The organism is Mesorhizobium sp. ZC-5 (assembly GCF_025753855.1).
Lineage (GTDB): Bacteria > Pseudomonadota > Alphaproteobacteria > Rhizobiales > Rhizobiaceae > Neomesorhizobium.
In genome coordinates this window covers 61566-83495 of record NZ_JAOWPT010000018.1, presented here as the reverse complement: position 1 = coordinate 83495, position 21930 = coordinate 61566, and the positions used below count along the sequence as shown (strand labels likewise).

Genomic DNA, 21930 nt, shown 5'->3' with positions numbered 1-21930 from the left:
AAGCTGCGATTACCTCAGCTCCTGTTCCGGCTCCTCGGGCTGCTTCGCGGCGGCAGACTGCGGTTGTTGTGCTGGCGTGTCGGCAATCGGAACCATCTTCGAGGGCACCGGGGAAGCCGGCATTCCCGAGCCGCGTGTGAAGGCATCGCCGACGATGCCGCCACGGATCACCATCATCGGATCGTTGCGTCGGGTTTTGGATTTCGCGGCGTCGTCTCCGATCGCAGCGACGTTCTCGTAAGCGACGCCGGGTTCCCTGCCCAACGCGATGATGGATGGGCTGCCAGCGTGGCCGGCGGTTCCCATCGCGACGATCGACGGCGCGCCGGAAGCGGCCCCCAGCGTGACGATCGACGGATCGGCCGTGCTGTCGCCAAGAACCAGGATCGACGACGCCTGCGCCGCGCCCGGCAGCAGGCAGCCCAATGCAAGCAATGCCGCGAAAGTTCTCATCGAAAATACCGCCCCTCAAGACAACCACAACCGAGCCTAGCAGCCCGGAATTGATGTCGGCTTGCTGCAAAACCTAGCATTTTAGCGATTAAGAATGTGGTGACGGGGATGGAGGGGCAGACTTGCGGTGGATTGCCCGGCTCTATAGTCACGGGTGCGTGCAGAACGAACGGACGACCATGGCGGAAATCCTCGCAACCGGAGATGCGATGCAGCGGGCGCTGGCGCTGCTTGGGGCCGGCGAAATCGTCGCCATCCCGACGGAGACCGTCTATGGGCTGGCCGGCGACGCCACCAATGGCGGCGCGGTCGCCCGCATCTTCGAGGCCAAGGGCCGCCCGCGCTTCAACCCGCTGATCGCCCATGTCGCCGACATGGCGATGGCCGCGCAGATCGCGGGCTTCGACCCGCTGTCGCGAAAACTTGCGGAAAAGTTCTGGCCGGGGCCGCTGACACTGGTGCTGTCGCTTCTTGCCAAATCATCCATCCACCCGCTGGCGACCGCGGGGCTGGACACCATCGCGCTGAGGATGCCGAGAGGCTTTGGCGGCGAGCTGATCGCCCGGCTCGGCCACCCGCTGGCAGCACCCAGCGCCAATTCCTCCGGCCGCATCAGCGCTACCACGGCGCAGGCGGTGGCCGGCGACCTCGGGGCAAGGATACCGCTGATCGTCGACGGCGGGCCGACGCCGGTCGGGTTGGAATCGACCATCGTCAAGGCGGAGGACGGACGCTTGCGCCTGTTGCGGCCGGGCGGCATTGCCGCCGAAGAGATCGAGGCGATTGCCGGCGTGGAACTGCAACGCGGCGGCAAGGCCGGCGTGGAAGCACCGGGCATGCTGGCCTCGCACTATGCGCCGGGCGCCGCGGTGCGGCTGAACGCAACAGAGGTGATGCCCGGAGAAGCGCTGCTGGCGTTCGGACCCGAACGGGCGGCGCATTCTTACCGTGCCGCCGCCGAGCTCAACCTGTCGCCGGCCGGCGATTTGCGCGAAGCCGCCGCCAACCTGTTCTCGCATCTGATGGAACTCGACCGCAGCGGCACAGCGACTATTGCTGTCGAGCCCATCCCGCAGCAAGGGCTCGGCGAGGCGATCAACGACCGGCTGTCCCGCGCCGCGGCACCCCGCGACATGCCGCTCGGCTGACACGGCCGTGATCTTCTCCGAAAACCGGGTGCAACTTCCCGGGATCATCGTCTAAGCTTCGGCCATGGATTCTCCCGTTCCCCCCGACGTCGCCCTGCTTGACCGCTTCGCAGCCATTGTCGGCGACAGATATGCGGTGCGCGACCGCGACGATATTTCCCCCTACATCACCGAGCGGCGCGGCCTGTGGCACGGCAAGACGCCGCTGGTGCTGCGGCCGGGCAGCGTCGAGGAGATAAGTGCCATCCTTAAGCTGGCGACCGAGACGCGCACCCCGGTGGTGCCGCAGGGCGGCAACACTGGACTGGTCGGCGGCCAGGTGCCGGACGCCTCGGGCAGCGAAATCCTGCTGTCGCTGTCGCGGCTGAACCGCATCCGCGAGATCGACCCGCTGTCGAACACGGTGACGGCGGAAGCCGGCGTGATCCTGGAAAACCTGCACAAGGCCGCCGATGAAGTCGACCGTCTGTTTCCATTGTCGCTCGGCTCGCAAGGGTCGGCGCAGATCGGCGGCAACCTTTCGTCGAACGCCGGCGGCACCGGGGTGCTCGCCTACGGCAACGCGCGCGAACTCTGCCTTGGCGTCGAGGTTGTCCTGCCGACCGGCGAGATCTTCGACGACCTGCGCAAGCTGAAGAAGGACAATACCGGCTACGACCTGAAAAACCTGTTCGTCGGCGCCGAAGGCACGCTTGGCGTCATCACCGCCGCCGTGCTGAAGCTTGTCCCGAAGCCGAAGGGCAGGGAGGTGGCGTGGGTCGGCCTGGAATCGCCACGCGCAGCACTCGAGCTTTTCGGCCTCGCATCCGACCGTGCCGGCGGCAGCTTGACCGCCTTCGAACTGATCGCCGAGATGCCGCTGAGCTTTGCCGAAAAACATGCTCCAGGCACGATACGGCCGCTGGCGGACAAATGGCCGTGGTACGTGCTGATGGAAATCTCGTCGGGCCGCTCGGCGGAGGACGCCAGGGATCTCGCCGAGCACATCCTCTCGGAAGGGCTGGAAGCCGGCCTGGCGGGCGATGTCGTGATCGCGGCGAACCTCGCGCAGGGCGCCGCGTTCTGGGCAATCCGCGAAGCGCTCTCCGACACGCAGCGGCCGGAAGGCGCTTCGATCAAGCACGATATCTCGGTGCCGGTGGCATCCATTCCCGAATTCATCGAACGCGCCGGCAAGGCCGTCGAAGCGGTGTCGGCGGGAGCGCGTGTCGCCTGCTTCGGCCATCTGGGCGACGGCAACCTGCATTACAACGTGTCGCAGCCGGTCGGCGGCGATGCCGAGGCGTTCCTGGCGCTCTATCGCCCCATGAACAAGGTGGTGCACGACATCGTGCGCGACCTCGACGGCTCGATCTCGGCCGAGCACGGCATCGGCCAGCTGAAACGCGACGAGCTGCTCGCCACCGCGCCGCCGACGGCAATCGACCTGATGCGGCGCGTCAAGGCCGCGTTCGACCCCGCCGGAATTATGAACCCCGGTAAAGTGATTTGATCTTCGATTTTGCGGGTGGAGTTAAGTTGTTGTTCAGACAGCTTTCCCGACCGTTACAGGTGGTCGCAAAGCGATAACCATGCAGAAGATCAGAAAAATTTAACCGAACTTCTTAAGTGCGGCGGTAAGGAGCGGGGGCTAGCCTTCCTGACATAACGAGACCGGAAAAAACGGTCCGCGAGAAGACCGGAAAACCGGCTCTCAGGAGAAACAGGAAGGCATTTCATGAAAACCGGACTGAAGCCAGTCTGGGCGGGTCGCGACATGCGGCTCGACCCGTTCCGCCTGCCCCAGATGGTGAGCTACGCGACCCGCGACGATTACGGCGATGTGAGCTTCACCATAGACCAGCGCGGCGCGATTATCCGCCGCGTGCTCGAAATGAGCGGCTTGCCGGTGACCGTGGCTTTGCCCGGAAAAGCGTTCCGCGGTGTGGCGGCGCGCGCGCTGGAGGACGAATTCGGCAATGTCACGGTGACGCTGGAACTGCTGCACAACGATCCGATGCTGTCGGTGCCGCTTCTGGTGGCGCACGATCTCGAGGATGTCGCCGCCGACTGGCGCGCCTGGGCTGATGCCTACCGGCTGCCGATGCTGCTGATCGAGGCCGACGGTGTCGCCCGCACGCTCGAGGAGTCGCTTGGCGCGGCGATCGAAGCCGCCCGCTCGAAGGACCGCCGCAAGGGCCGCGTCTCGATGCAGCGCCGCCCGCGCTTCCTTGCCCGCCGCAAGACCGGCGACCTCGGCCTGAGGCTGGTCGTCAACGGCGAGGAGATCATCGCCAGGGGGTAAAAATTCGATCCGACGGCCACCTGGAGGCGCTTTCTCCGCTTCCGGTGCTCACGGACCATATGTCCGCTGCGCTCCGGTTCTCGAAAGCACCAGCATATGACTCGTCAAACTGAATTTCGGTGAACTCAGCGAAGTTATACCATCGGCTTCAGCGCGATCCACAGGCCGCCGCCGATCAGGCCGAGGAAGATCAGCCAGCCGACCACGTTGTTGGACTTGAACAGCCGCAGGCACTGGTCGGGATTGTCGAGGTCGAGCGCCCAGATCTGCCGCGCCATGTGGGCGCCGGCAGCCAGCAGCCCGGCGAGTGCAGGTATCGGCACTTCCGCTGCCGCGTAGGCGCTGGCGAAGAGGATCAGCGCGCCGCCGTAAAGGCCGACCAGCCACGACTTGGTGCTGTCGCCGAACAACCGCGCTGTCGAGCGCACGCCGACGATGGCGTCGTCTTCCCTGTCCTGGACGGCGTAGATGGTGTCGTAGCCGATCACCCACATGATGGAACCGAAATAGAGCAGCACCGCCGGCCCGTCGATGTCGCCGAAGGCTGCCGCCCAGCCCATCAGCGCGCCCCAGGAAAACGCAAGCCCCAGAACGAGTTGCGGCCAGTCGGTGATTCTCTTCATGAAGGGGTAGATGGCGACGATGGCCAGCGAAGCGAGGCCGAGCAGAATGGCGAAGCCGTTGAACTGCAAGAGCACCAGCAGACCCGCAAGCGCCTGGATGACGAGGAAGATCCAGGCCTGGCGGCGGCTGACCTGGCCGGACGGCAGCGGCCGCGAGCGGGTGCGCTCGACCTTGTTGTCGATCTCTTCGTCGACGATGTCGTTGTAAGTGCAGCCCGCACCGCGCATGGCCATGGCGCCGATCAGGAAGAGCACGAGATGCCAGGGCGACGGCAGCAGCGAGAGCAGGCTGTCGCCGGGGCGCGCATAGGCGGTCGCCGCCAGTGCCGCCGACCACCAGCAAGGCCAGCGCAGCAACTGCCAGCCGATCGGCCGGTCCCAGCGGGCAAGCTGCGCGTAGGGCCACAATCCGCGCGGCAGCACGCGGTAGACCCAGTGGCCGCTCGGCGCGTCGGCGACGCGGCCCTGACCGGTTCTGGATTGAATGGTTTCCATCGGCGTGGAGTGGCAGTGGAGAGGCCGGTCGTCAAGGCGACATCGGGAAGCAGGAACTTATGAACTCGGGAGAATATAGCTGGAACACGAGAAGATCTGAAGAAAGTCTGTCGAGAAATATTACTTTGAATTTCAGAGGCTATCTCTTATTGTGATTAACATAAGGATAGAGTAGGTCAGTATGTATTCGCTGACGATAAAGAAATTTTTGAATTTTAACTATCGGAAAGTTTCACATATATTAAGTTTTAGCTTGTTCAGCGTGCCGGCATATGCGCAAGTGACGGAACCCTGCCTGAAATGGCATGCGGCCAACATCGACTGCGCCAAGGCGAACAATAATAGCGAAACCGGGTGCGAGTTGCTGAACAAGCGGCTGACACCGCAATACGCCAAGTACAAACGCCAAAAATACCAGGATTCACCGTGGGTTGCCTGTATCATAACCGCGAAATACGGGGGCGATTGGGATCAGATCACGATCGTCCTTGAGCCAATCGACGCGGACACCTTCCGTTGCCGGTACAAATCGGTGGTGACGGGAGGGCTTACCGGGGGAACGAATATAGTCCGGGCCGAGCCGACGCTCGGGGACCGTGATCCATGCTGTTATTACACGGTCAGCGGGCCGTACAGCCGCACCAGGCCGCCGGTTGGCGATCCGGACAGGCCGAAGGGTTTCGATGAATTTCTCGCCAAGCTGGGGAAACTCCAGCCCAATGATTTTCTCGGCATGCAGAAGATGAGAATCAGGTTCAAAAACCGGGGCGAGGCTATTCCCAACCCGCTTCCCGACAGCCTGCCGCCCTCTGCCAATCCGCCCAGATCCGATGCGCACCGGATTGTCGGAACTGGCGATCCCGAATTCCTGACCGACAAGCTGCCCGGGCAGAACCGCCCCACCGACGCCGAAATCCACCACATCGTTCCGCGAAAGGATAGCATCGGCTGTCCTTGCGGCACGAACGAGTACAGCAATGCACTGGTGATCTCCCGTCAGCTCAACGGCGAACTCCTGAACGACAGGACCAATGCGAAGCTGATGCTGATAGCGGACGAATACGGCGTGCCTTCCGGACAATCGCCTTTTCCGGAGTGACATCAAGGATCGCATCCCGGTCTTTCGTAGGAGCCGACGTCGGCCCGGCCAACTGGCCAAGCCCGGTCGCCGCTTGTCTATCATCCCGCCTTGACCTGCCGCGCCATCGCCACTAGCGGAGGAGCCTCATCCGATGGTTCTCGGCGAGGCGCGATTCATGAATGTTCTTCTTATCGGCTCCGGCGGCCGCGAGCATGCGCTGGCCTGGAAGATCGCCGCCTCGCCGATGCTGACCAAGCTTTATGCCGCGCCCGGCAACCCGGGCATCGCCCAGGAAGCCGAATGCATGGCGCTCGACATTTTGGACCACGCTGCGATTGTTGCTTTCTGCCGGGACAAGAAGATCGATCTCGTCGTGGTCGGTCCGGAAGCGCCGCTGGTCGCCGGCATAGCCGATGATCTGAGGGCAGCCGCCTTCCGTGTCTTCGGCCCGTCGAAGGCGGCGGCGCAGCTCGAGGGCTCGAAGGGTTTCACCAAGGATCTTTGCGCCCGCCAGAACATTCCGACCGGCGCCTACCGGCGCTTCACCGACGCGGAAAGCGCCAAAGCCTATGTAAGGGGCGAGGGCGCGCCGATCGTCGTCAAGGCGGACGGGCTTGCCGCTGGCAAGGGCGTTACGGTGGCGATGACCGTCGAGGAAGCGCTTGCGGCGATCGACGCCTGTTTCGACGGGGCTTTCGGCGGGGCGGGCGCGGAAGTCGTGGTCGAGGCCTTCCTCGACGGCGAGGAAGCGAGTTTCTTCTGCCTGTGCGACGGCAAGACAGCGCTGCCCTTCGGCACCGCGCAGGACCACAAGCGCGTCGGTGATGGCGACACCGGCCCCAACACCGGCGGCATGGGCGCCTATTCGCCGGCCCCGGTTATGACGCCGGAACTCGTCGAGCGCACGATGAAGGAAATCGTCGAGCCGACCATGCGCGGCATGGCGGAGATCGGCGCGCCGTTTTCCGGTGTGCTGTTCACCGGGCTGATGATCACGAAGGATGGTCCGCAGCTGATCGAGTTCAACACCCGCTTCGGTGATCCGGAATGCCAGGTGCTGATGATGCGGCTGAAGGAGGATATTCTGGTGCTGCTCAACGCCGCCGCCGACGGCCAGTTGGCGCATGTCTCGGCGCGCTGGCGTGATGAGCCTGCACTGACCGTGGTGATGGCGGCAAAGGGCTATCCCGGCACGCCGCAAAAAGGCTCGGTCATTCGGGGTCTCGACGAAGCCGCCGCGACCGGCGCCGAGATTTTCCACGCGGGTACCGCTTTGCGCGACGGCGAACTGGTCGCCAATGGTGGCCGTGTGCTCAATGTAACGGCAATGGGCAAGACGGTGGCCGAAGCGCAGGCCAACGCCTATGCGGCGGTCGACAAGATTGGCTGGCCGGAAGGTTTTTGCCGCCGCGACATTGGCTGGCGCGCGGTGGAGCGGGAGGCGAAGGCTTAGCGCTCGGTCTTTCCCGGCACCGTCGCCGTGGTTGTCGGATCGATGCCCGGCGAGTCTCCCGCCCAGGCGAACAGGCGGTCGCTGAAATCCGTCAGGTAGCCGGCGATGGTCTGGAGGAACGATGGGTCGTCGCTGTCCGGATATACATCCGCTTCGGCCACGACGCTGCTGACGACGCTTGGCTCGATCGGGCCGGGGCTGCGTTCGGGCGCTGCGCCGTAGCGGCCGGGATATTGCTGGCCGCCCGCATGGAAGGCGCCGGCAAGTGCCAGGATGGCGCTCGCCTTCTCCACCGGCGCATAGGACAGCGTGACGTCGCCGGCGAGGCCGGCCTGGCGCGTCACCGGCACCGGCACGGAAGCGATCATTTCGGTCGGGACGTCGAGCAGCGCGCTGAACGGCCACGCCTTGCGCAATTCCTCGGCATCCATCGAGGCGACGTTGACGTCGATGTCGTTTCGCGTGCCGGGCACGCGGTAAGGACAGCTTCGGTCGTTGCAATTGGCTTGCGAGGCAAACTGCCAGAGCGTGTAGCGCTGCCAGTTGCCTTTCGGGAAATGCATGCCGATCTCCGGTTTGTAACGGGCGTACCAGAGCGGCAGCCGTGACAGCAGCGGATATCTGTCGCGATTGTCGGCGATGTACTGGGCCGTCGTGCCGTTGGTGTATAGAACCGGAAAGCGGCCGATGCGCCGCTGGATGTGGCGGGCAAACTCCTCGGCGTCCTCCAGCGACATCCACTTGGTGGGATCGTTCTCCTCGATGTCGAGCGCAATAAGGTCGTCCGGTCCGGGCTCGGCGAAATCGATGAAGTTGTTGGCCTGGTCGACCGGGTTGCCCGGCCGCGCCAGGTGATAGGCGCCCCATTTGAGGCCGAGCGACTTGGCCAGCATTTTCCGCGTATGGAAAAGCTCGCGCGCCACCGCATGGCGCTTCCACAGCGCCTTGCAGAGCCTGGTCTCGGTCTCGTTGCCGCTGCAGGCATAAGGTGGGGGGAGACCGTCGGACGCCTTGTTGATGAAGCCGGCGATGCGCTTGTCGGTCGAGAGCTTCTGCCAGTCGATCGGATTGTATTCGTACGCGTCAATGACCAACGCACGATCGGAGCGCAGCCATGGCTGCGAGAAGTCGGACGCACCGGCGTCGGACGGCGCCATGCCCGCCGCCACGGCGAGCGCCAGCCAGAAACTGCGAAGGAGGCGAGGCGCCGGGCGATGCAAGACAGGAACTCCGAGGGATCAGACGGATATCCTGCGGGATCGTGGTTAACGAATTGCTGCCAATTCTCTTCCCCCGTTCTGCGGGGAGAAGATGCCGCAGCCAGATGAGGGAGGAGCGGTCAACCGTGCAGTTGGTTCTGCCCCTCTTCCGGCCCTTAGGGCCACCTTCTCCCAGCAAACGGGAAGGAAGCGATCAAATGTCGAACGGGTTCGTTGCGGGATGGTCGGGCAAGGTGCCATCCGCCACACGTTTCCGGTTATGCGCCAGTGAACATGCGGGTGAGCAGAGGATGCCGCGGTCGCACCAGTAGGCCGGGCCGTTGTGGATATCGCCCTGATGATACCAGAAGGTCACCGCGCCGAAGGGCGTTCCGCACTCGATGCAGCGATGTTTTTCCGGCCGGGCGAGCATCTTTTGTCTCCTTGCCCCGCATTCTAGCTTGAAATAGAGCGTCGGCAACGGCAACATCATCGTGTTTGACGTTTACGTAAAAAGCAGGAACGAAAGCGGGCCATGCGCTTCGGTCCGATTTCGTTCAAGTCCGGAGAAAAGCATGTACCGCGCACCTGTCGACGAGATCGCCTTCACGCTGAAACACGTCGCCGGGCTGCAGGCAGCAATCGACGCCGGTTCGCTCGGCGACCTCACGGAAGATCTGGTCGACGCCATCCTCCACGAGGCGGGCCGCTTCGCCAGCGAGGAAGTGGCTCCCTTGCACAAGATTGGCGACGAGCATGGCGCGGTCCTGAAGGACGCCGCGGTGACCATGCCGCCGGGCTGGAAGGATCTCTACCGCCGCTGGATCGACGGCGGCTGGAATGCGCTGTCGGGGCCGGAAGAATTCGGCGGGCAGGGACTGCCGACGATGCTTGGCGTCGCCGCGCTGGAAATGTGGAACTCAGGCTCGATGGCGTTCGGCATCGGCCCGACGCTGACCATGGGCGCCGTCGAGGCGATCGAAAAACACGCCTCGGACGATCTGAAGGCAAAATATCTGGAGAAGCTCGTTTCCGGCGAGTGGATGGGCACGATGAACCTGACGGAGCCGCAGGCCGGCTCCGATCTCGCGGCATTGCGCGCGCGGGCCGAACCGGTGGGTGACGGTACCTACCGCATCTTCGGCCAGAAGATATTCATCACCTATGGCGAGCATGATTTCACCGACAATATCGTGCATCTGGTGCTGGCGCGGCTGCCCGATGCGCCGGCCGGTACGCGCGGCATCTCGCTGTTCCTGGTGCCGAAGTTCTTCGTCGAGGAAGACGGCAGCCTCGGCGCGCGCAACGACGTGTTCTGCTTATCGATCGAACACAAGCTCGGCATCCATGCCTCGCCGACCTGCACGATGATCTATGGCGACGGCTTCGCCAAGGATGGCGCCCCAGGCGCCGTCGGCTGGCTGATCGGCGAGGAGAACAGGGGCCTCGCCTGCATGTTCACCATGATGAACAATGCGCGGCTCGCGGTCGGCATGCAGGGCGTGGCGATCGCCGAAACCGCCACCCAGATGGCGCTCGCCTATGCCAACGAGCGGCGCCAGGGCAAGGCGGCCGACTTTTCCGGCGAGGGCATGGCGCCGATCGTCCATCATCCCGACGTGCAGCGCAATCTGCTGACCATGAAGGCGCTGACGGGAATAGCCCGCGCCATCGCCTATTCCTGCGCGCATGCCACCGACATGGCGCGCGCCGGCGGCGAGGCGGCAAAACACTGGCAGGAGCGTGCCAACCTGCTCACCCCGGTTGCCAAGGCGTTTTCCACCGATGTCGGCGTCGAGGTCGCATCGATCGGCGTCCAGGTGCATGGCGGCATGGGTTTCATCGAGGAGACCGGCGCGGCGAGCCTCTACCGCGACGCTCGCATCGCGCCGATCTACGAAGGCACCAACGGCATCCAGGCGATCGACCTGGTGACGCGCAAGCTGCCGCAGGCGGGTGGCGAGCATGTGATCGACTACATCAGGGAACTCGACGAGATCGCGAATGCGGTTGCCGCTTCGAATCGGATGGGCTTCGGGCAAACCGCCCTCTACCTCGAGCAGGCGCTCGACTGCCTGACCAGGTCGACACGCTACCTCCAGCAGCGCCTCGCCGATGGAAAAATCGACGATGCGCTGGCAGGTGCGACACCTTATCTCCGGCTGTTTGCCCTGACCGCGGGAGCCGCCTACCTGGCGCGCGGCGCGCTGGCCGAAGGCGGCGAGGAGCGGACCCCGCTCTGTCGCTTCTTCGCCGAGAACCTGCTCGGCGAGACGCGGGCGCTGGCCGACCGGGTGACGGGCGGAGCGGAAAGCCTGGCCGCCGCGGCAAAAACACTGGTGCATGGCTGAGGCGATGAGGGATTCCAGACGATGAGCGAACACATCATTCTCGAACGCCGCGATGCCATCCAGGTCATCCGGATGAACCGGCCCGACAAGAAGAACGCCATCACCCGCGCCATGTATGCTTCGATGGCGGCAGCGCTGCGGGAAGGCGATGCAGATGCAAGCGTGCGCGTCCATGTCGTCCTTGGCGTACCGGGCGCGTTCTCATCGGGCAACGATCTCGCCGACTTCATGGCGATCGCCACTGGCGGCGAAGGCGGCATGGAGGTGTACGATTTCCTGATCGCGCTGGCCGAGGCGGAGAAGCCGATCGTCTCCGGCGTCGATGGCATCGCGGTCGGCATCGGCACGACGATCAACCTGCACTGCGACCTCACCTTTGCGACGCCGCGCACCGAGTTCCGGACGCCGTTCGTCGACCTTGGGCTGGTGCCCGAGGCTGGCTCCAGCCTGCTCGCGCCGGCCGTGCTCGGCCGCCAGCAGGCGTTTGCGCTGCTCGGCCTCGGCGAAGGCTTTTCGGCCGAGCGCGCCAAGGCTGCCGGGCTGGTCTACGATGTCGTCGCGGAGGACACGCTGGAGACGGCGGTGTTTGCGGCAGCGGCGGCAATCGCGGCAAAGCCGCCGGAGGCCCTGAAGATCGCCCGCGACCTGATGCTGGGCAGCCGCGAGACGCTTGTCGCCCGCATCAAGGAAGAAGGTGCGCATTTCCGCGCCCGGCTGAAATCCGAGGAAGCGCGCAACGCGTTCATCGCCTTCATGGGCCGCAAGAAGGCGGGCTGAAGGGTTGCTTCGGTGGCGCCGCAGCGGCGAAAACGGCCAGCATCATCGCCGCGGTGAAAAAAATCGAAAACAGGTTTCCCGTGATCTACCTCATTCGGGTTAGGCACCCCATATGCGGTATCCAGCCAGGGTTGTATGCGGACTTCATACGAAGTCGGTAGCGACCTCGTGCTGGCGCCGGGGGGCCGGCTGGTTTAAAAGTCGGGCGGCTGAGCATGAACGAGGGCCAAACCACCATGTCGGCGACACGCCGCAAGCTGACCACTATCTTTTCCGCCGATGTCCAGGGCTATACGCGACTGATGGAGGCCGACGAGGAGGGTACGCTCGCCACGCTCAAGGACTACCGCGATGCCATGGGGCGGCTGATCGACGCGCATGGCGGCCGCGTCGTCAACACCTGGGGCGACGGGCTGATCGGCGAATTTCCAAGCGTGGTCGAGGCGGTGCGTGCCGCGGTGGACGTGCAGAGCGAACTTGCCCAGCGCAACGAAAGCCGTGCGAGTGAAGCCCGCATGCTGTTCCGCATCGGCATCAATCTAGGCGATGTCATCGCGGAGGGCGACGACATCTACGGCGACGGCGTCAACATCGCCGCGCGCCTGCAGACGTCCGCCGCGCCGGGCGGCATCGTCATCTCCAGCACCGTCTACGACCAGGTCCGCAACAAGGTGGCGGTCGGTTTCGATTTCCTCGGCGCGCTGGCGGTGAAGAACATCGACGAGGGCGTGCCAAGCTACGCCGTGCGCATCGGCGCGGCGGAGGTCGAAGCGCCCGCGGTCGCTGCCGCGCAGCATTTCGGGCGCAATGCCGAGCAGGAAACCGCTGCGAGGCCAAAACCGGCGCCCGGGGCATCGGCCGTGCCTGGTCTGGGTGTCTTCGCTTCCGTGCTGAAGCCGGTGGCCGATCGCAAATTCGGCATCCTGACGGTCGTCATGCTCGGCCTGATTGCCATCAACCTGCTGACGTTCGAGGGAACCTTCTGGGCAGCGTGGCCGCTGTTGGCCTATGCCGTCCTCAAGGGTCTTGGCTGGGCGAGGACCAACAGGCGCTTCGATCCCAGCATCGCCGTGCTGGGTGTCATCGGGCTCGGCATCGTGGGGATCAATCTTTTGTCCTTCCACGGCGAGTTCTGGGCCGTCTGGCCGCTGCTCGCCCTGGCCTTCGCGGCGGGCTTGCGATGGGTCATGCGCTCGCGCCCGGAAAGCCGCCAGCCCTGACGCGGCTGCAATAAAGGCCTGCTACGGATAAAGCCGGCTTTTCTCCCAGCCGCCGTCGGCTGTCCGGCTGAAGACGATGCGGTCGTGCAGCCGGAAGGGCCGGTCGTGCCAGAACTCGATCGCTTGCGGCACGATGCGGAAACCCGACCAGTGCGCCGGCCGCGGAATTTCGCCGATCGCGTGTCGGGCCGTGTATTCGGCGACCGCTTTTTCCAGCGCAAAGCGGCTTTCCAGCGGCCGCGACTGTTTCGAGGCCCAGGCGCCGATGCGGCTGCCGCGCGGCCTTGTCGCGAAATAGGCGTCGGCCTCGGCGTCGCTGACGATCTCGACCGGACCGCGTATGCGCACCTGCCGCCGCAGCGACTTCCAGTGGAAGCACATCGCCGCCTTCATCGTGGCCAGGATCTCGCGGCCCTTGGCACTCTCGAAATTGGTGTAGAAGACAAAACCCTGCTCGTCGAAACCCTTCAGAAGCACCATGCGCACGTCCGGCATGCCGTCGGTGTCGACGGTCGCCAGCGCCACGCCGTTCGGATCGTTCGGCTCGCTTTTGGTCGCGTCGGCGAGCCATTCCGAAAACAGCCGGAACGGTTCGGCATGCTCAGTAAAGTCACCCTCTGTTAACCCGTTTTCATTCATAATTTACACTTCGAATGGACTGCCTGCCGGGGAGATTGCCGATTGTCGCGTGGAGCGCAAGCGTTTGGGAAGAGCGATGCGTGGTCCAGCCGGTCGAAATGCCCGAAAGTGCTATTCGTCCTTGCTGCCCTGCTGCCGCTTTGCGCCTGTGCGTCCGGCCTCGATCTCTCCAAGGCGGAAGTCGACAAGACGCTCTATACCAGCGCGGTTCAGGCCGATCCCGGCGGCGGCGAGATGGATTCCACCGAACTTTCCGATGTCGCCACCATCCGCAACGCAATCTCGTCGGCGGATGTCGAAGAGGTGGGCGCGCAGCCGCTTGCCTGGGCGAACTCCGACACCGGTTCGCGCGGTTCGATCACCGACGTCGTGGAATACAAGGACAAGGGAGCGCTTTGCCGCCGCTTCCAGGCGAGCCGCGAACGTTTCGACGGCGTGGCGATGTTCAGCGGCGATGCCTGCCTGGTAACGGCGGGCGCCTGGCGGATGCGGGCTTTCAACGCACTATAAGCGGCCTTGCATGGCCCTTTACGTGTCCAAACGGCTGCCTGGCGCTTCAATGGGCTGGAATCTCTTCCTAGCACGACGCATATATAGGACGAAGAATCCTGCCCCTGTCGTCAGTGAGTCCAAATGCGCGATCCCTATGACGTTCTCGGCGTCGCCAAAGGCGCGTCGGCGAAAGATATAAAGTCGGCGTTCCGCAAGCTGGCCAAGAAATACCATCCGGACCAGAACCCGGACGACCCGAAGGCGAAGGAAAGGTTCGCCGCGGCCAACCAGGCCTACGAGATCGTCGGCGACGAGAAGAAACGCGCCGCCTTCGACTGCGGCGAGATCGACGGCGAGGGCAAGCAGCGGTTCCAGGGTTTCGAAGGCGCCCAGAGCGGCGGCGATCCGTTCGCCGCGTTCCGCCGCGCCCAGCATGGGCCGGGCGGTTCGCGTTTCGAGTTCAGGTCAGGTGGTCCCGGGGGCGAGGGGGTCGGCGACGACATTTTCAACCAGATTTTCGGCGACGCCTTTTCGCAGCGACCGGGCGGCAGGCCGGGCGGGCGCCAGCGTGCCGCCAAGGGATCGGACATAAACGCGACGCTCGAAATCGGCATCGAGGAGGCGGCGACTGCGGCAAAGGTCAATGCGGTTTTCCCGGATGGTCGCCGCATCGCCGTCAAGCTGCCAGTCTATGTCGAGGATGGCCAGGTGATCCGCCTGAAGGGCCAGGGCGAGCAACTTCTGGGTGGCGAGCCTGGCGACGCGCTGGTGACGATCCACATCCGCAGGAACCAGCGCTACCGGATCGAGGGCCGCGACCTGCATGCCGACCTGCCGGTGCCACTGCGCGACGCCGTGCTGGGCGCCAAGGTGGCGGTCGAAACGCCCACCGGGCGGCTTGCCGTCAACGTGCCGGCCTGGTCGAGTTCGGACAAGGTGTTGCGGCTGAAGGGCCGCGGCCTGCCGGAAAAGGCAGGCGGCCATGGCGACCTCTATGCCCACGTCCGCGTCATGCTGCCGGAAGGCGGCGATCCGGAACTCGAGGCGCTGATGAAAAAGCAGGGCGGGTGACGGCCAGGGCCGGATGGGCTCACCTCTGCGCCATGAACATGGCCAGGCTGTCCATTGAGGCGCGCGCGGGCGGTAATTACTGATAACGCTTCATGCGCCGAGACGTAACGGGCCGCTTCAGCCTGGAGCAAACAAATGCCGCTTCCGATGACGATCCGTCCGGTGGTTCGCCAGGACTTCGAGCGCTGGCTGCCTCTGTGGGACGGCTACAACGCCTTCTACGGCCGCTCCGGCGATACCGCACTTGCTCCTGAAATCACCGGGATGACCTGGTCGCGGTTTTTCGACGCCTATGAGCCGGTGCATGCGCTTGTCGCCGAGCACGAGGGCGAGCTTCTCGGGCTGGTGCATTATCTCTATCACCGGACTACCACGGCGATCGAACCGAACTGCTACCTGCAGGACCTGTTCACCAGCGCGGGATCGCGCGGCAAGGGCGTCGGCAGGGCGCTGATCGAGGGCGTTTACGAGCGGGCGTCGGCCGCCGGCTCGAAGCGCGTCTACTGGCTGACCCACCAGACCAACCACACGGCGATGAAGCTCTACGACAAGGTTGCCGATCATTCCGGATTCGTCAGCTATCGCAAGCTCTTCTGAGCTTTACGGATTGACGGAGCCCCCGGCGGAAGCCTCGTGCGGCAGCGACCAGCCGAAATAGACCTCCGCCTCGACGATTTTTCCATTTCTGATGGTCAGGACTTCGGTGTTGCGGAAGCCCTTGCCGTCGGGGCGCCGTCCTTCATATGTCACGAACACCCGCTCGCCATCGGCGACCAGGTTGATGAACTCGAACCCGGTAATCGTCCCGCTGTTGGGCCAGCAGCGATCGAAATAGGCCTTGCGGTCGATGCGGTTGTCGAGCGGACTGGTGAAGTGGAAATCGTCGGCGATGACGGCTTCGATCGCCGATCGGTCCTTGTCGACGTAAGCCCGGTAGCTCTTGCGGGCAACTGAGATCGGGTCGTTTTCCATGCGGTGCTCCGTTCGGTGGCGACAGGGTAACCATATCCAGGCTTAACCTGACAAATGGCCTTGGGTTCCTCTCGACGTGTCAGCAATCACGCACAGCCGGTTGCTCCCATCTTTGCTTGAAGCGGCGTTTTGCCTGTGCGATAGGCTGCCCAAGCAAATTTTCTGCGGAGAAACGTCATATGGCAGGTGGAAATGGCCTGATGGCCGGGAAGCGCGGCCTTATCCTGGGCGTCGCCAACAACCGGTCGATCGCCTGGGGCATCGCGAAGGCGTGTGCCGACCAGGGCGCCGAACTGGCGCTGACCTATCAGGGCGAAGCGTTCAAGAAGCGTGTCGAGCCGCTGGCGGCCGAGCTTCGCGCCTACGTCGCCGGTCATTGCGACGTGACCGAGAGCGAAACGCTGGACGCCGTTTTCGACAATGTCGAAAAGAAGTTCGGCAAGCTCGATTTCCTCGTCCATGCGATCGCCTTCTCAGACAAGGAGGAACTCGACGGCCGTTATGTCGAAACGACGCGCGACAATTTCCTGCGCACCATGGACATTTCCGTCTATTCCTTCACCACCGTCGCCAAGCGCGCCGAAAAGCTGATGGCGGATGGCGGTTCGCTTTTGACGCTGACCTATTACGGCGCCGAAAAGGTCATGCCGCATTACAACGTCATGGGCGTCGCCAAGGCGGCACTCGAAGCGAGCGTCCGTTACCTTGCCGTCGATCTCGGTGCCAGCAACATCCGCGTCAACGCGATTTCAGCCGGTCCGATCAAGACGCTGGCCGCCTCCGGTATCGGCGATTTCCGCTACATCCTGCGCTGGAACGAATACAACTCGCCGCTGAAGCGCACGGTGACGGTCGAGGAGGTCGGCGATTCGGCGCTCTATCTGCTGTCGCACCTGTCGCGGGGTGTCACCGGCGAAGTGCATCATGTCGATTCGGGCTACCACGTCGTCGGCATGAAAGCGGTCGACGCCCCGGATATCTCAACGGTCAAGGACTGACAGTCCGGCCTTCACCCCGCACAGATCGGCTGCCATGTATCCGCTCGTCTATTTCCTGCGCCATGGCGAGACCGACTGGAATGCCGAGGGCCGGCTGCAGGGTCAGGCCGACACCGACATCAATGCGCTGGGCCGCCGTCAGGCCGACCAAAACGGCCGGTTTCTGGCTGGCCTGCTCGGCAAGGCCGAAGGTTTCGATTTTGTCGCCAGCCCCATGCGGCGCACCCGCGAAACGATGGAACGGGTGCGCACCGCCATGGGCCTCGATCCCATGGACTACCAAACCGATGCGCGGCTGATCGAAGTGCATTTCGGCGACTGGCAGGGTTCGACCTATGCCGAGGTCGAGGCGCTGGCGCCCGGCTCGACGAAGGCGCGCCGCCGCAACAAGTGGAATTTCCAGCCGCCGGGCTCAGCCGGCGAGAGCTACGAGATGCTGAAGCTGCGGGTGTTGCCGTGGCTCGACGGCCTGACGCAGCCAACAGTGTGCGTCACCCATGGCGGCATCCTGCGGGTGCTGTTCCGGACCATCGCCAAGCTGCCGGAACGCGAATCCGCGAACCTGCATGTGCCGCAGGATCGCGTGCTCAGGTTGAAGGATGATGTCCTGGAGTGGCTGTGAACGGGCTTTCGCCCTCTATTGCGACAGTTCCATATCGGTGATCAGGTTCTCACCACCAACCTCGTCATAGGCGAGAATTACGTCCATGCCTTCCTTGAGGGCCGTGGTGTCGAATTCGCCGGGCAATTTGTAGGATTTTCCGTCGTTGAGGGTTATCGTCAGCGCCTCGGTGTCGATCGACTGGATCTGGCCCTCGGCCTCGGCAGCTATGGCGGCACCGGAAATCATCAGCAAGGCGGCGGCAGCGCCAATCAGTCTACGATTCATTCGTCTTTTCCTTTTTCGCTCGCTTGGCGGGGGGCACGTTGGACGGGCGGGTGAAGAGAACAGAAACAACCCGAATATGTCAAAACTAAAACCCTCACGGACGGTTTGACCCCCACAGAAAACGCCAATAGAAGGCAGCGGAGCATCCGGCTGCCGCCCGGATCGGGACAAAACGATAATGTCGCACAACACGTTCGGACATCTGTTCCGCGTCACCACCTGGGGTGAAAGCCATGGCGCAGCGCTGGGCTGCGTCATTGATGGCTGTCCGCCGAGAATACGCTTCACACAGGGCGAAATTCAGGCCGAACTGGACAAGCGCCGCCCCGGCCAGTCACGTTTTGTGACACAGCGCCGCGAACCCGACGAGGTGAAGGTGCTCTCGGGCTTCGTGCTGGACGGCGACGGCACGACCATGATCTCGACCGGCACGCCGATCTCGATGATGATCGAGAACGTCGACCAGCGTTCCAAGGACTATGGCGAGATCGCCAGGCAGTACCGTCCCGGCCATGCCGACTACACCTACCACATGAAATACGGCATCCGCGATCATCGCGGCGGCGGCCGTTCATCGGCCCGCGAAACCGCGGCCCGCGTTGCCGCCGGTGCGCTGGCGCGCAAGCTGTTGCCGGAGATGACGGTGCGCGGTGCGCTGATCTCGATGGGCGAAAAGCAGATAGACCGCGCCAACTGGGACTGGAATTTTATCGGCGATGCCGAAAACCCGTTCTTCACGCCGGATCGCGCGTCGGTACCGGTGTTTGCGGATTACCTCGACGGCATCCGCAAGGCGGGCTCCTCGGTCGGCGCGGTGATCGAGATCGTCGCCGAAGGTGTGCCGGCCGGCCTTGGCGCGCCGATCTACGCCAAGCTCGACCAGGATATCGCTTCGAACCTGATGTCGATCAATGCCGTCAAGGGCGTCGAGATCGGCAACGGCTTCGAGGCGGCGAGGATCACCGGCGAGCAGAACGCCGACGAGATGCGCATGGGCAACGACGACAAGCCGATCTTCCTGTCCAACAACGCCGGCGGCATTCTCGGCGGCATCTCGACCGGCCAGGCGATCGTCGCGCGCTTCGCCGTCAAGCCGACCTCGTCGATCCTGACGCCGCGCCAGTCGATCGACGTCGACGGCAACAATGTCGACGTCATGACCAAGGGACGCCATGACCCGTGCGTCGGTATCCGCGCGGTGCCGATCGGCGAGGCGATGGTTGCCTGTGCCATTGCCGACCACTATCTGCGCCATCGAGGACAGACGGGACGCGTCTAAGGCAATACCATGCAGATTGAGTCATCTCTCCACATTGGACCACACAGCGAAAGAGAACTTGAGCTTATGCTGAGTGGGGCTAAGCCGATGGCGCTTTTCTGGCTAGAACCTGGAATGAATGCTGAGGACGTCGGCGATGCGGGTTTCGAGGAGTATGTATCCCAGGGGCGAATACTGAAGTTCGTGGACTTCGATCCCGAGACTTCTATCGAAACCTACCGCTACTGTCTTCCCACGGAAGAATGGCGCGCCAGGTTGGGTCAGTTCATTGCGCGTATGTGCCGCGAAGGCACGGCTCACAGCGTGTTTACGACGGCGGACCTTGCAAGGCTTGAAGGCATGCTTCTCGGCTATCCGAAAGAGTCGGTGGAGGCTTTTGTTGCTCGATCGACCACCCTTTTCTCTGATGTATCTGGCCGAGGCTGAGCTCGAACATGGCATATGACCAAAAAAAAATAGTCGAAGCCCTGCGCGCCTTCGAGAATGGCGAGATCGTCGTCGTCATGGACGATGACGGGCGCGAGAACGAGGGCGACCTGATCGTTGCCGCCGTCCACTGCACGCCGGAGAAAATGGCGTTTATCGTCCGCCACACCTCCGGCATCGTCTGCGCGCCGATGCCGCGCGAAGAGGCGCGGCGCCTCAACCTGGCGCCGATGGTGGCCGACAACGATGCCCCGCATGGTACCGCATTCACCGTCAGCGTCGATTTCAAGCACGGCACCACGACCGGCATTTCCGCCGACGACCGCACGCTGACCGTGCGCAACCTTGCCAACGGCAATGTCGGCGCGGCGGATTTCGTCCGTCCGGGCCATATCTTTCCGCTGGTGGCGCGCGAGGGTGGTGTCCTGATGCGGTCCGGCCATACGGAAGCCGCCGTCGATCTCTGCAAGCTCGCTGGCCTGCCGCCGATCGGCGTGATCTGCGAACTCGTCAACGACGACGGCTCGGTGATGCGCGGCCCGCAGGTGACGTCCTTTGCCGAAAAGAATGGGCTCAAGCAGGTCTCGGTCGCCGACCTCATCGCTTACCGCCAGCGCCAGGAGACGTTGATCGAGCGCGTCGAGTGTTTCGACATGGAGACGCCGGGCGGCAAGGCCAGGGCATACACCTACACGCTGCCGTGGGACGTCATGCACCATCTCGCCATCGTCTTCGGCGACATCCGCGACGGCGAGGAAATTCCGGTCCGCCTGCATTCGGAAGACGTCGTGACCGATGTATTCGGCACCGAATACCAGCTGCACGACATCATGAAGTCGATGGGCGAGCGCAAGCGCGGCGTCATCGTCTATCTGCGTGAGGGCTCCGTGGGTGTTGCCCATCAGGGTCGCAACCGTCCGGCTGCGGGCGACCGCGAGGATCACGAGGAGGCCAGGCGGCGCGAAAGCGAGTGGCGCGAAATCGGCCTCGGCGCGCAGATCCTGAAAGATCTCGGCATATCGTCGATCAACCTCATCGCCTCGCGCGAGCGCCACTATGTCGGCCTCGAGGGTTTCGGTATCAGGATCGCCAAGACCGAAATACTGTAGGCTTAACCCGGGGAATTCAGCCCGGTTCGGCGAGTTCGCGCAGCGGATCGCCATGCGCCGGCCGCCAGCCGAGTTCACGCCTTGCCTTGTCGCCGCTCATCCGCTGGTCGAGCGCGTAGCCGCGTGCCCATTCGCCTTTTTCGGCGGCGATGGTGTTGGCGCGGACCGTCCGTAACTCTGGCGCCGCCAGGCCGAAGCGGCGCGCGATGGAACGCACGATCGAGCCGACCAGCAGACCGGCGACGGCAGCGCCGTTGTAACTGGCGCCGGCTACACCACGTTCCAGTGCCAGCCGGTAGAGCACCGCCAGATCGTCGGCATGCACGAGCGGCCAGTGGACATGCTCGCCGCCAACGATCGTGATTGGGCCGCCGGTACGGGCGTCCTCGACGAACGAGGAAAAGACACCGCCATCGTGGGTATAGACCATGGCGGGATGAATGATCAGCGCATCGATTTCCGGCGCTGCGAGTACGCGCCCGATGGTCGGCACCGACCATTCGAAGGCGGGCAGGGGGTCGAACGGTGTGGTTTCCGTGGCGATGCGCGCCCCGGTCTCACCGTAGAGCCAGCAACCGCCGGTGTAGACGAGGCGCACGCGACGGGGCATCGCGCCGAGCATCGGCAGGAGTGCATCGAGCAGCCGACGGTCGATGGCGTCCATCTGGTTGGAAAAGTCCGTTGCCGCGTGGATCACGGCATCGATCTCAGGCACCGACAACACCCAGCCGGCCGGATTGCGTATGTCGCCGCGAAGGATTTTCGCGCCGCGCGCCTCCATCAAGGTGGCGGAACGCTCCGAGCGCGCCAGTGCCAGCACGTCATGCCCTGCGGCCAAAAATTCGGAGAGCACCGCCGAGCCGATCGATCCCGTCCCACCCAACACCAGAACCCGCAAGGCGATCCTCCTGATCTGCAATCGAACTGGGCCACGCACGATGCGTGACCCAGTGAATGTTGCGACTGTCTCA

General features: G+C 63.9%; 24 protein-coding genes. 16 read left to right on the top strand and 8 right to left on the bottom strand.

Features of this window, described 5'->3' with window-relative positions; all coding sequences use genetic code 11:
- Positions 1-9 precede the first annotated feature (9 nt).
- Positions 10-453, bottom strand: coding sequence for a hypothetical protein (locus OHD58_RS28405; RefSeq protein WP_263806972.1), 444 nt, complete (start codon positions 451-453; stop codon positions 10-12).
- A gap of 179 nt (positions 454-632) precedes the next feature.
- On the opposite strand from OHD58_RS28405, the gene OHD58_RS28400 reads away from it, so the two are divergent.
- The 3 genes from OHD58_RS28400 (at position 633) to OHD58_RS28390 (ending at position 3885) form a co-directional block, all read left to right on the top strand.
- The gene (locus OHD58_RS28400) at positions 633-1601 is read left to right on the top strand and encodes an L-threonylcarbamoyladenylate synthase (protein WP_263806991.1); all 969 of its coding nucleotides are present in this window, start codon (positions 633-635) and stop codon (positions 1599-1601) included.
- 64 nt (positions 1602-1665) lie between these two features.
- Entirely contained in the window at positions 1666-3093 is a 1428-nt protein-coding gene (locus OHD58_RS28395; protein ID WP_263806971.1) for an FAD-binding oxidoreductase, read from the top strand.
- 225 nt (positions 3094-3318) lie between these two features.
- Positions 3319-3885 carry a DUF6101 family protein gene (locus tag OHD58_RS28390; RefSeq protein WP_263806970.1) on the top strand — a complete coding sequence of 189 codons (567 nt, stop codon included), beginning with the start codon at positions 3319-3321 and terminating at the stop codon, positions 3883-3885.
- Between the two features lie 134 nt (positions 3886-4019).
- Here OHD58_RS28390 and ubiA read toward each other — a convergent pair whose 3' ends face one another.
- The gene (gene ubiA / locus OHD58_RS28385; protein WP_263806969.1) at positions 4020-5003 is read right to left on the bottom strand and encodes a 4-hydroxybenzoate octaprenyltransferase; all 984 of its coding nucleotides are present in this window, start codon (positions 5001-5003) and stop codon (positions 4020-4022) included.
- 181 nt (positions 5004-5184) lie between these two features.
- Here ubiA and OHD58_RS28380 point away from each other — a divergent pair, with 181 nt between their 5' ends.
- A complete protein-coding gene (locus OHD58_RS28380) occupies positions 5185-6102 on the top strand; it encodes a hypothetical protein (RefSeq protein ID WP_263806968.1) in 918 nt (305 codons plus the stop codon).
- A 157-nt stretch (positions 6103-6259) separates the two neighbouring features.
- Positions 6260-7537, top strand: coding sequence for a phosphoribosylamine--glycine ligase (gene purD, locus OHD58_RS28375; protein ID WP_263806967.1), 1278 nt, complete (start codon positions 6260-6262; stop codon positions 7535-7537).
- Here purD and OHD58_RS28370 read toward each other — a convergent pair.
- On the bottom strand, positions 7534-8757 hold the full coding sequence (locus tag OHD58_RS28370) for a glycoside hydrolase family 25 protein (protein WP_412177307.1): 1224 nt from the start codon (positions 8755-8757) through the stop codon (positions 7534-7536). The two genes, purD and OHD58_RS28370, sit on opposite strands and share 4 nt — an antisense overlap.
- 193 nt (positions 8758-8950) lie before the next feature.
- Positions 8951-9169, bottom strand: coding sequence for a hypothetical protein (locus OHD58_RS28365; RefSeq protein ID WP_263806966.1), 219 nt, complete (start codon positions 9167-9169; stop codon positions 8951-8953).
- Between the two features lie 142 nt (positions 9170-9311).
- On the opposite strand from OHD58_RS28365, the gene OHD58_RS28360 reads away from it, so the two are divergent.
- The 3 genes from OHD58_RS28360 to OHD58_RS28350 all read left to right on the top strand — a co-directional run bounded on the left by OHD58_RS28360 (position 9312) and on the right by OHD58_RS28350 (position 13084).
- Complete coding sequence (locus tag OHD58_RS28360; RefSeq protein WP_263806965.1) at positions 9312-11087, top strand: acyl-CoA dehydrogenase; 1776 nt, start codon at positions 9312-9314, stop codon at positions 11085-11087.
- A 21-nt stretch (positions 11088-11108) separates the two neighbouring features.
- Positions 11109-11864 (top strand): crotonase/enoyl-CoA hydratase family protein, encoded by a 756-nt coding sequence (locus OHD58_RS28355; RefSeq protein WP_263806964.1) that lies wholly within the window; start codon positions 11109-11111, stop codon positions 11862-11864.
- A gap of 236 nt (positions 11865-12100) precedes the next feature.
- A complete protein-coding gene (locus tag OHD58_RS28350; protein ID WP_263806989.1) occupies positions 12101-13084 on the top strand; it encodes an adenylate/guanylate cyclase domain-containing protein in 984 nt (327 codons plus the stop codon).
- A gap of 21 nt (positions 13085-13105) precedes the next feature.
- Here the strand turns inward: OHD58_RS28350 and pdxH are convergent, their stop codons facing one another.
- A complete protein-coding gene (pdxH, locus tag OHD58_RS28345; protein WP_263806963.1) occupies positions 13106-13723 on the bottom strand; it encodes a pyridoxamine 5'-phosphate oxidase in 618 nt (205 codons plus the stop codon).
- Positions 13724-13831: 108 nt separating this feature from the next.
- Between pdxH and OHD58_RS28340 the strand changes: the two genes are divergently transcribed.
- The 3 genes from OHD58_RS28340 (at position 13832) to OHD58_RS28330 (ending at position 15883) form a co-directional block, all read left to right on the top strand.
- Positions 13832-14233 (top strand): RT0821/Lpp0805 family surface protein, encoded by a 402-nt coding sequence (locus OHD58_RS28340; protein WP_263806962.1) that lies wholly within the window; start codon positions 13832-13834, stop codon positions 14231-14233.
- A gap of 123 nt (positions 14234-14356) precedes the next feature.
- Complete coding sequence (locus tag OHD58_RS28335) at positions 14357-15286, top strand: DnaJ C-terminal domain-containing protein (protein ID WP_263806961.1); 930 nt, start codon at positions 14357-14359, stop codon at positions 15284-15286.
- A 135-nt stretch (positions 15287-15421) separates the two neighbouring features.
- Entirely contained in the window at positions 15422-15883 is a 462-nt protein-coding gene (locus OHD58_RS28330) for a GNAT family N-acetyltransferase (RefSeq protein ID WP_263806960.1), read from the top strand.
- A 3-nt stretch (positions 15884-15886) separates the two neighbouring features.
- Here OHD58_RS28330 and OHD58_RS28325 read toward each other — a convergent pair whose 3' ends face one another.
- The gene (locus tag OHD58_RS28325) at positions 15887-16258 is read right to left on the bottom strand and encodes a nuclear transport factor 2 family protein (protein ID WP_263806959.1); all 372 of its coding nucleotides are present in this window, start codon (positions 16256-16258) and stop codon (positions 15887-15889) included.
- 179 nt (positions 16259-16437) lie between these two features.
- On the opposite strand from OHD58_RS28325, the gene fabI reads away from it, so the two are divergent.
- Positions 16438-17256: an enoyl-ACP reductase FabI gene (fabI, locus tag OHD58_RS28320; RefSeq protein WP_263806958.1), complete on the top strand. Its 819-nt coding sequence runs from the start codon at positions 16438-16440 to the stop codon at positions 17254-17256.
- A gap of 34 nt (positions 17257-17290) precedes the next feature.
- On the top strand, positions 17291-17878 hold the full coding sequence (locus OHD58_RS28315; RefSeq protein ID WP_263806957.1) for a histidine phosphatase family protein: 588 nt from the start codon (positions 17291-17293) through the stop codon (positions 17876-17878).
- Positions 17879-17893: 15 nt separating this feature from the next.
- Here OHD58_RS28315 and OHD58_RS28310 read toward each other — a convergent pair whose 3' ends face one another.
- Positions 17894-18145 (bottom strand): DUF1344 domain-containing protein, encoded by a 252-nt coding sequence (locus OHD58_RS28310; RefSeq protein ID WP_263806956.1) that lies wholly within the window; start codon positions 18143-18145, stop codon positions 17894-17896.
- A gap of 178 nt (positions 18146-18323) precedes the next feature.
- Between OHD58_RS28310 and aroC the strand changes: the two genes are divergently transcribed.
- The 3 genes from aroC (at position 18324) to ribB (ending at position 20959) form a co-directional block, all read left to right on the top strand.
- A complete protein-coding gene (gene aroC / locus OHD58_RS28305; protein ID WP_263806955.1) occupies positions 18324-19424 on the top strand; it encodes a chorismate synthase in 1101 nt (366 codons plus the stop codon).
- An 87-nt stretch (positions 19425-19511) separates the two neighbouring features.
- Positions 19512-19850 carry a hemin receptor gene (locus OHD58_RS28300; protein WP_263806954.1) on the top strand — a complete coding sequence of 113 codons (339 nt, stop codon included), beginning with the start codon at positions 19512-19514 and terminating at the stop codon, positions 19848-19850.
- 8 nt (positions 19851-19858) lie between these two features.
- The gene (gene ribB / locus OHD58_RS28295) at positions 19859-20959 is read left to right on the top strand and encodes a 3,4-dihydroxy-2-butanone-4-phosphate synthase (RefSeq protein WP_263806953.1); all 1101 of its coding nucleotides are present in this window, start codon (positions 19859-19861) and stop codon (positions 20957-20959) included.
- Positions 20960-20975: 16 nt separating this feature from the next.
- Here ribB and OHD58_RS28290 read toward each other — a convergent pair whose 3' ends face one another.
- Positions 20976-21857, bottom strand: coding sequence for an NAD-dependent epimerase/dehydratase family protein (locus tag OHD58_RS28290; RefSeq protein ID WP_263806952.1), 882 nt, complete (start codon positions 21855-21857; stop codon positions 20976-20978).
- Positions 21858-21930: the final 73 nt, after the last annotated feature.

Coding starts and splice junctions, on each gene's coding strand:
- OHD58_RS28405 (WP_263806972.1), bottom strand. CDS start 453: ATGAGAACTTTCGCGGCATTGCTTGCATTGGGCTGCCTGCTGCCGGGC.
- OHD58_RS28400 (WP_263806991.1), top strand. CDS start 633: ATGGCGGAAATCCTCGCAACCGGAGATGCGATGCAGCGGGCGCTGGCG.
- OHD58_RS28395 (WP_263806971.1), top strand. CDS start 1,666: ATGGATTCTCCCGTTCCCCCCGACGTCGCCCTGCTTGACCGCTTCGCA.
- OHD58_RS28390 (WP_263806970.1), top strand. CDS start 3,319: ATGAAAACCGGACTGAAGCCAGTCTGGGCGGGTCGCGACATGCGGCTC.
- ubiA (WP_263806969.1), bottom strand. CDS start 5,003: ATGGAAACCATTCAATCCAGAACCGGTCAGGGCCGCGTCGCCGACGCG.
- OHD58_RS28380 (WP_263806968.1), top strand. CDS start 5,185: ATGTATTCGCTGACGATAAAGAAATTTTTGAATTTTAACTATCGGAAA.
- purD (WP_263806967.1), top strand. CDS start 6,260: ATGAATGTTCTTCTTATCGGCTCCGGCGGCCGCGAGCATGCGCTGGCC.
- OHD58_RS28365 (WP_263806966.1), bottom strand. CDS start 9,169: ATGCTCGCCCGGCCGGAAAAACATCGCTGCATCGAGTGCGGAACGCCC.
- OHD58_RS28360 (WP_263806965.1), top strand. CDS start 9,312: ATGTACCGCGCACCTGTCGACGAGATCGCCTTCACGCTGAAACACGTC.
- OHD58_RS28355 (WP_263806964.1), top strand. CDS start 11,109: ATGAGCGAACACATCATTCTCGAACGCCGCGATGCCATCCAGGTCATC.
- OHD58_RS28350 (WP_263806989.1), top strand. CDS start 12,101: ATGTCGGCGACACGCCGCAAGCTGACCACTATCTTTTCCGCCGATGTC.
- pdxH (WP_263806963.1), bottom strand. CDS start 13,723: ATGAATGAAAACGGGTTAACAGAGGGTGACTTTACTGAGCATGCCGAA.
- OHD58_RS28335 (WP_263806961.1), top strand. CDS start 14,357: ATGCGCGATCCCTATGACGTTCTCGGCGTCGCCAAAGGCGCGTCGGCG.
- OHD58_RS28330 (WP_263806960.1), top strand. CDS start 15,422: ATGCCGCTTCCGATGACGATCCGTCCGGTGGTTCGCCAGGACTTCGAG.
- OHD58_RS28325 (WP_263806959.1), bottom strand. CDS start 16,258: ATGGAAAACGACCCGATCTCAGTTGCCCGCAAGAGCTACCGGGCTTAC.
- fabI (WP_263806958.1), top strand. CDS start 16,438: ATGGCAGGTGGAAATGGCCTGATGGCCGGGAAGCGCGGCCTTATCCTG.
- OHD58_RS28315 (WP_263806957.1), top strand. CDS start 17,291: ATGTATCCGCTCGTCTATTTCCTGCGCCATGGCGAGACCGACTGGAAT.
- OHD58_RS28310 (WP_263806956.1), bottom strand. CDS start 18,145: ATGAATCGTAGACTGATTGGCGCTGCCGCCGCCTTGCTGATGATTTCC.
- aroC (WP_263806955.1), top strand. CDS start 18,324: ATGTCGCACAACACGTTCGGACATCTGTTCCGCGTCACCACCTGGGGT.
- OHD58_RS28300 (WP_263806954.1), top strand. CDS start 19,512: ATGGCGCTTTTCTGGCTAGAACCTGGAATGAATGCTGAGGACGTCGGC.
- ribB (WP_263806953.1), top strand. CDS start 19,859: ATGGCATATGACCAAAAAAAAATAGTCGAAGCCCTGCGCGCCTTCGAG.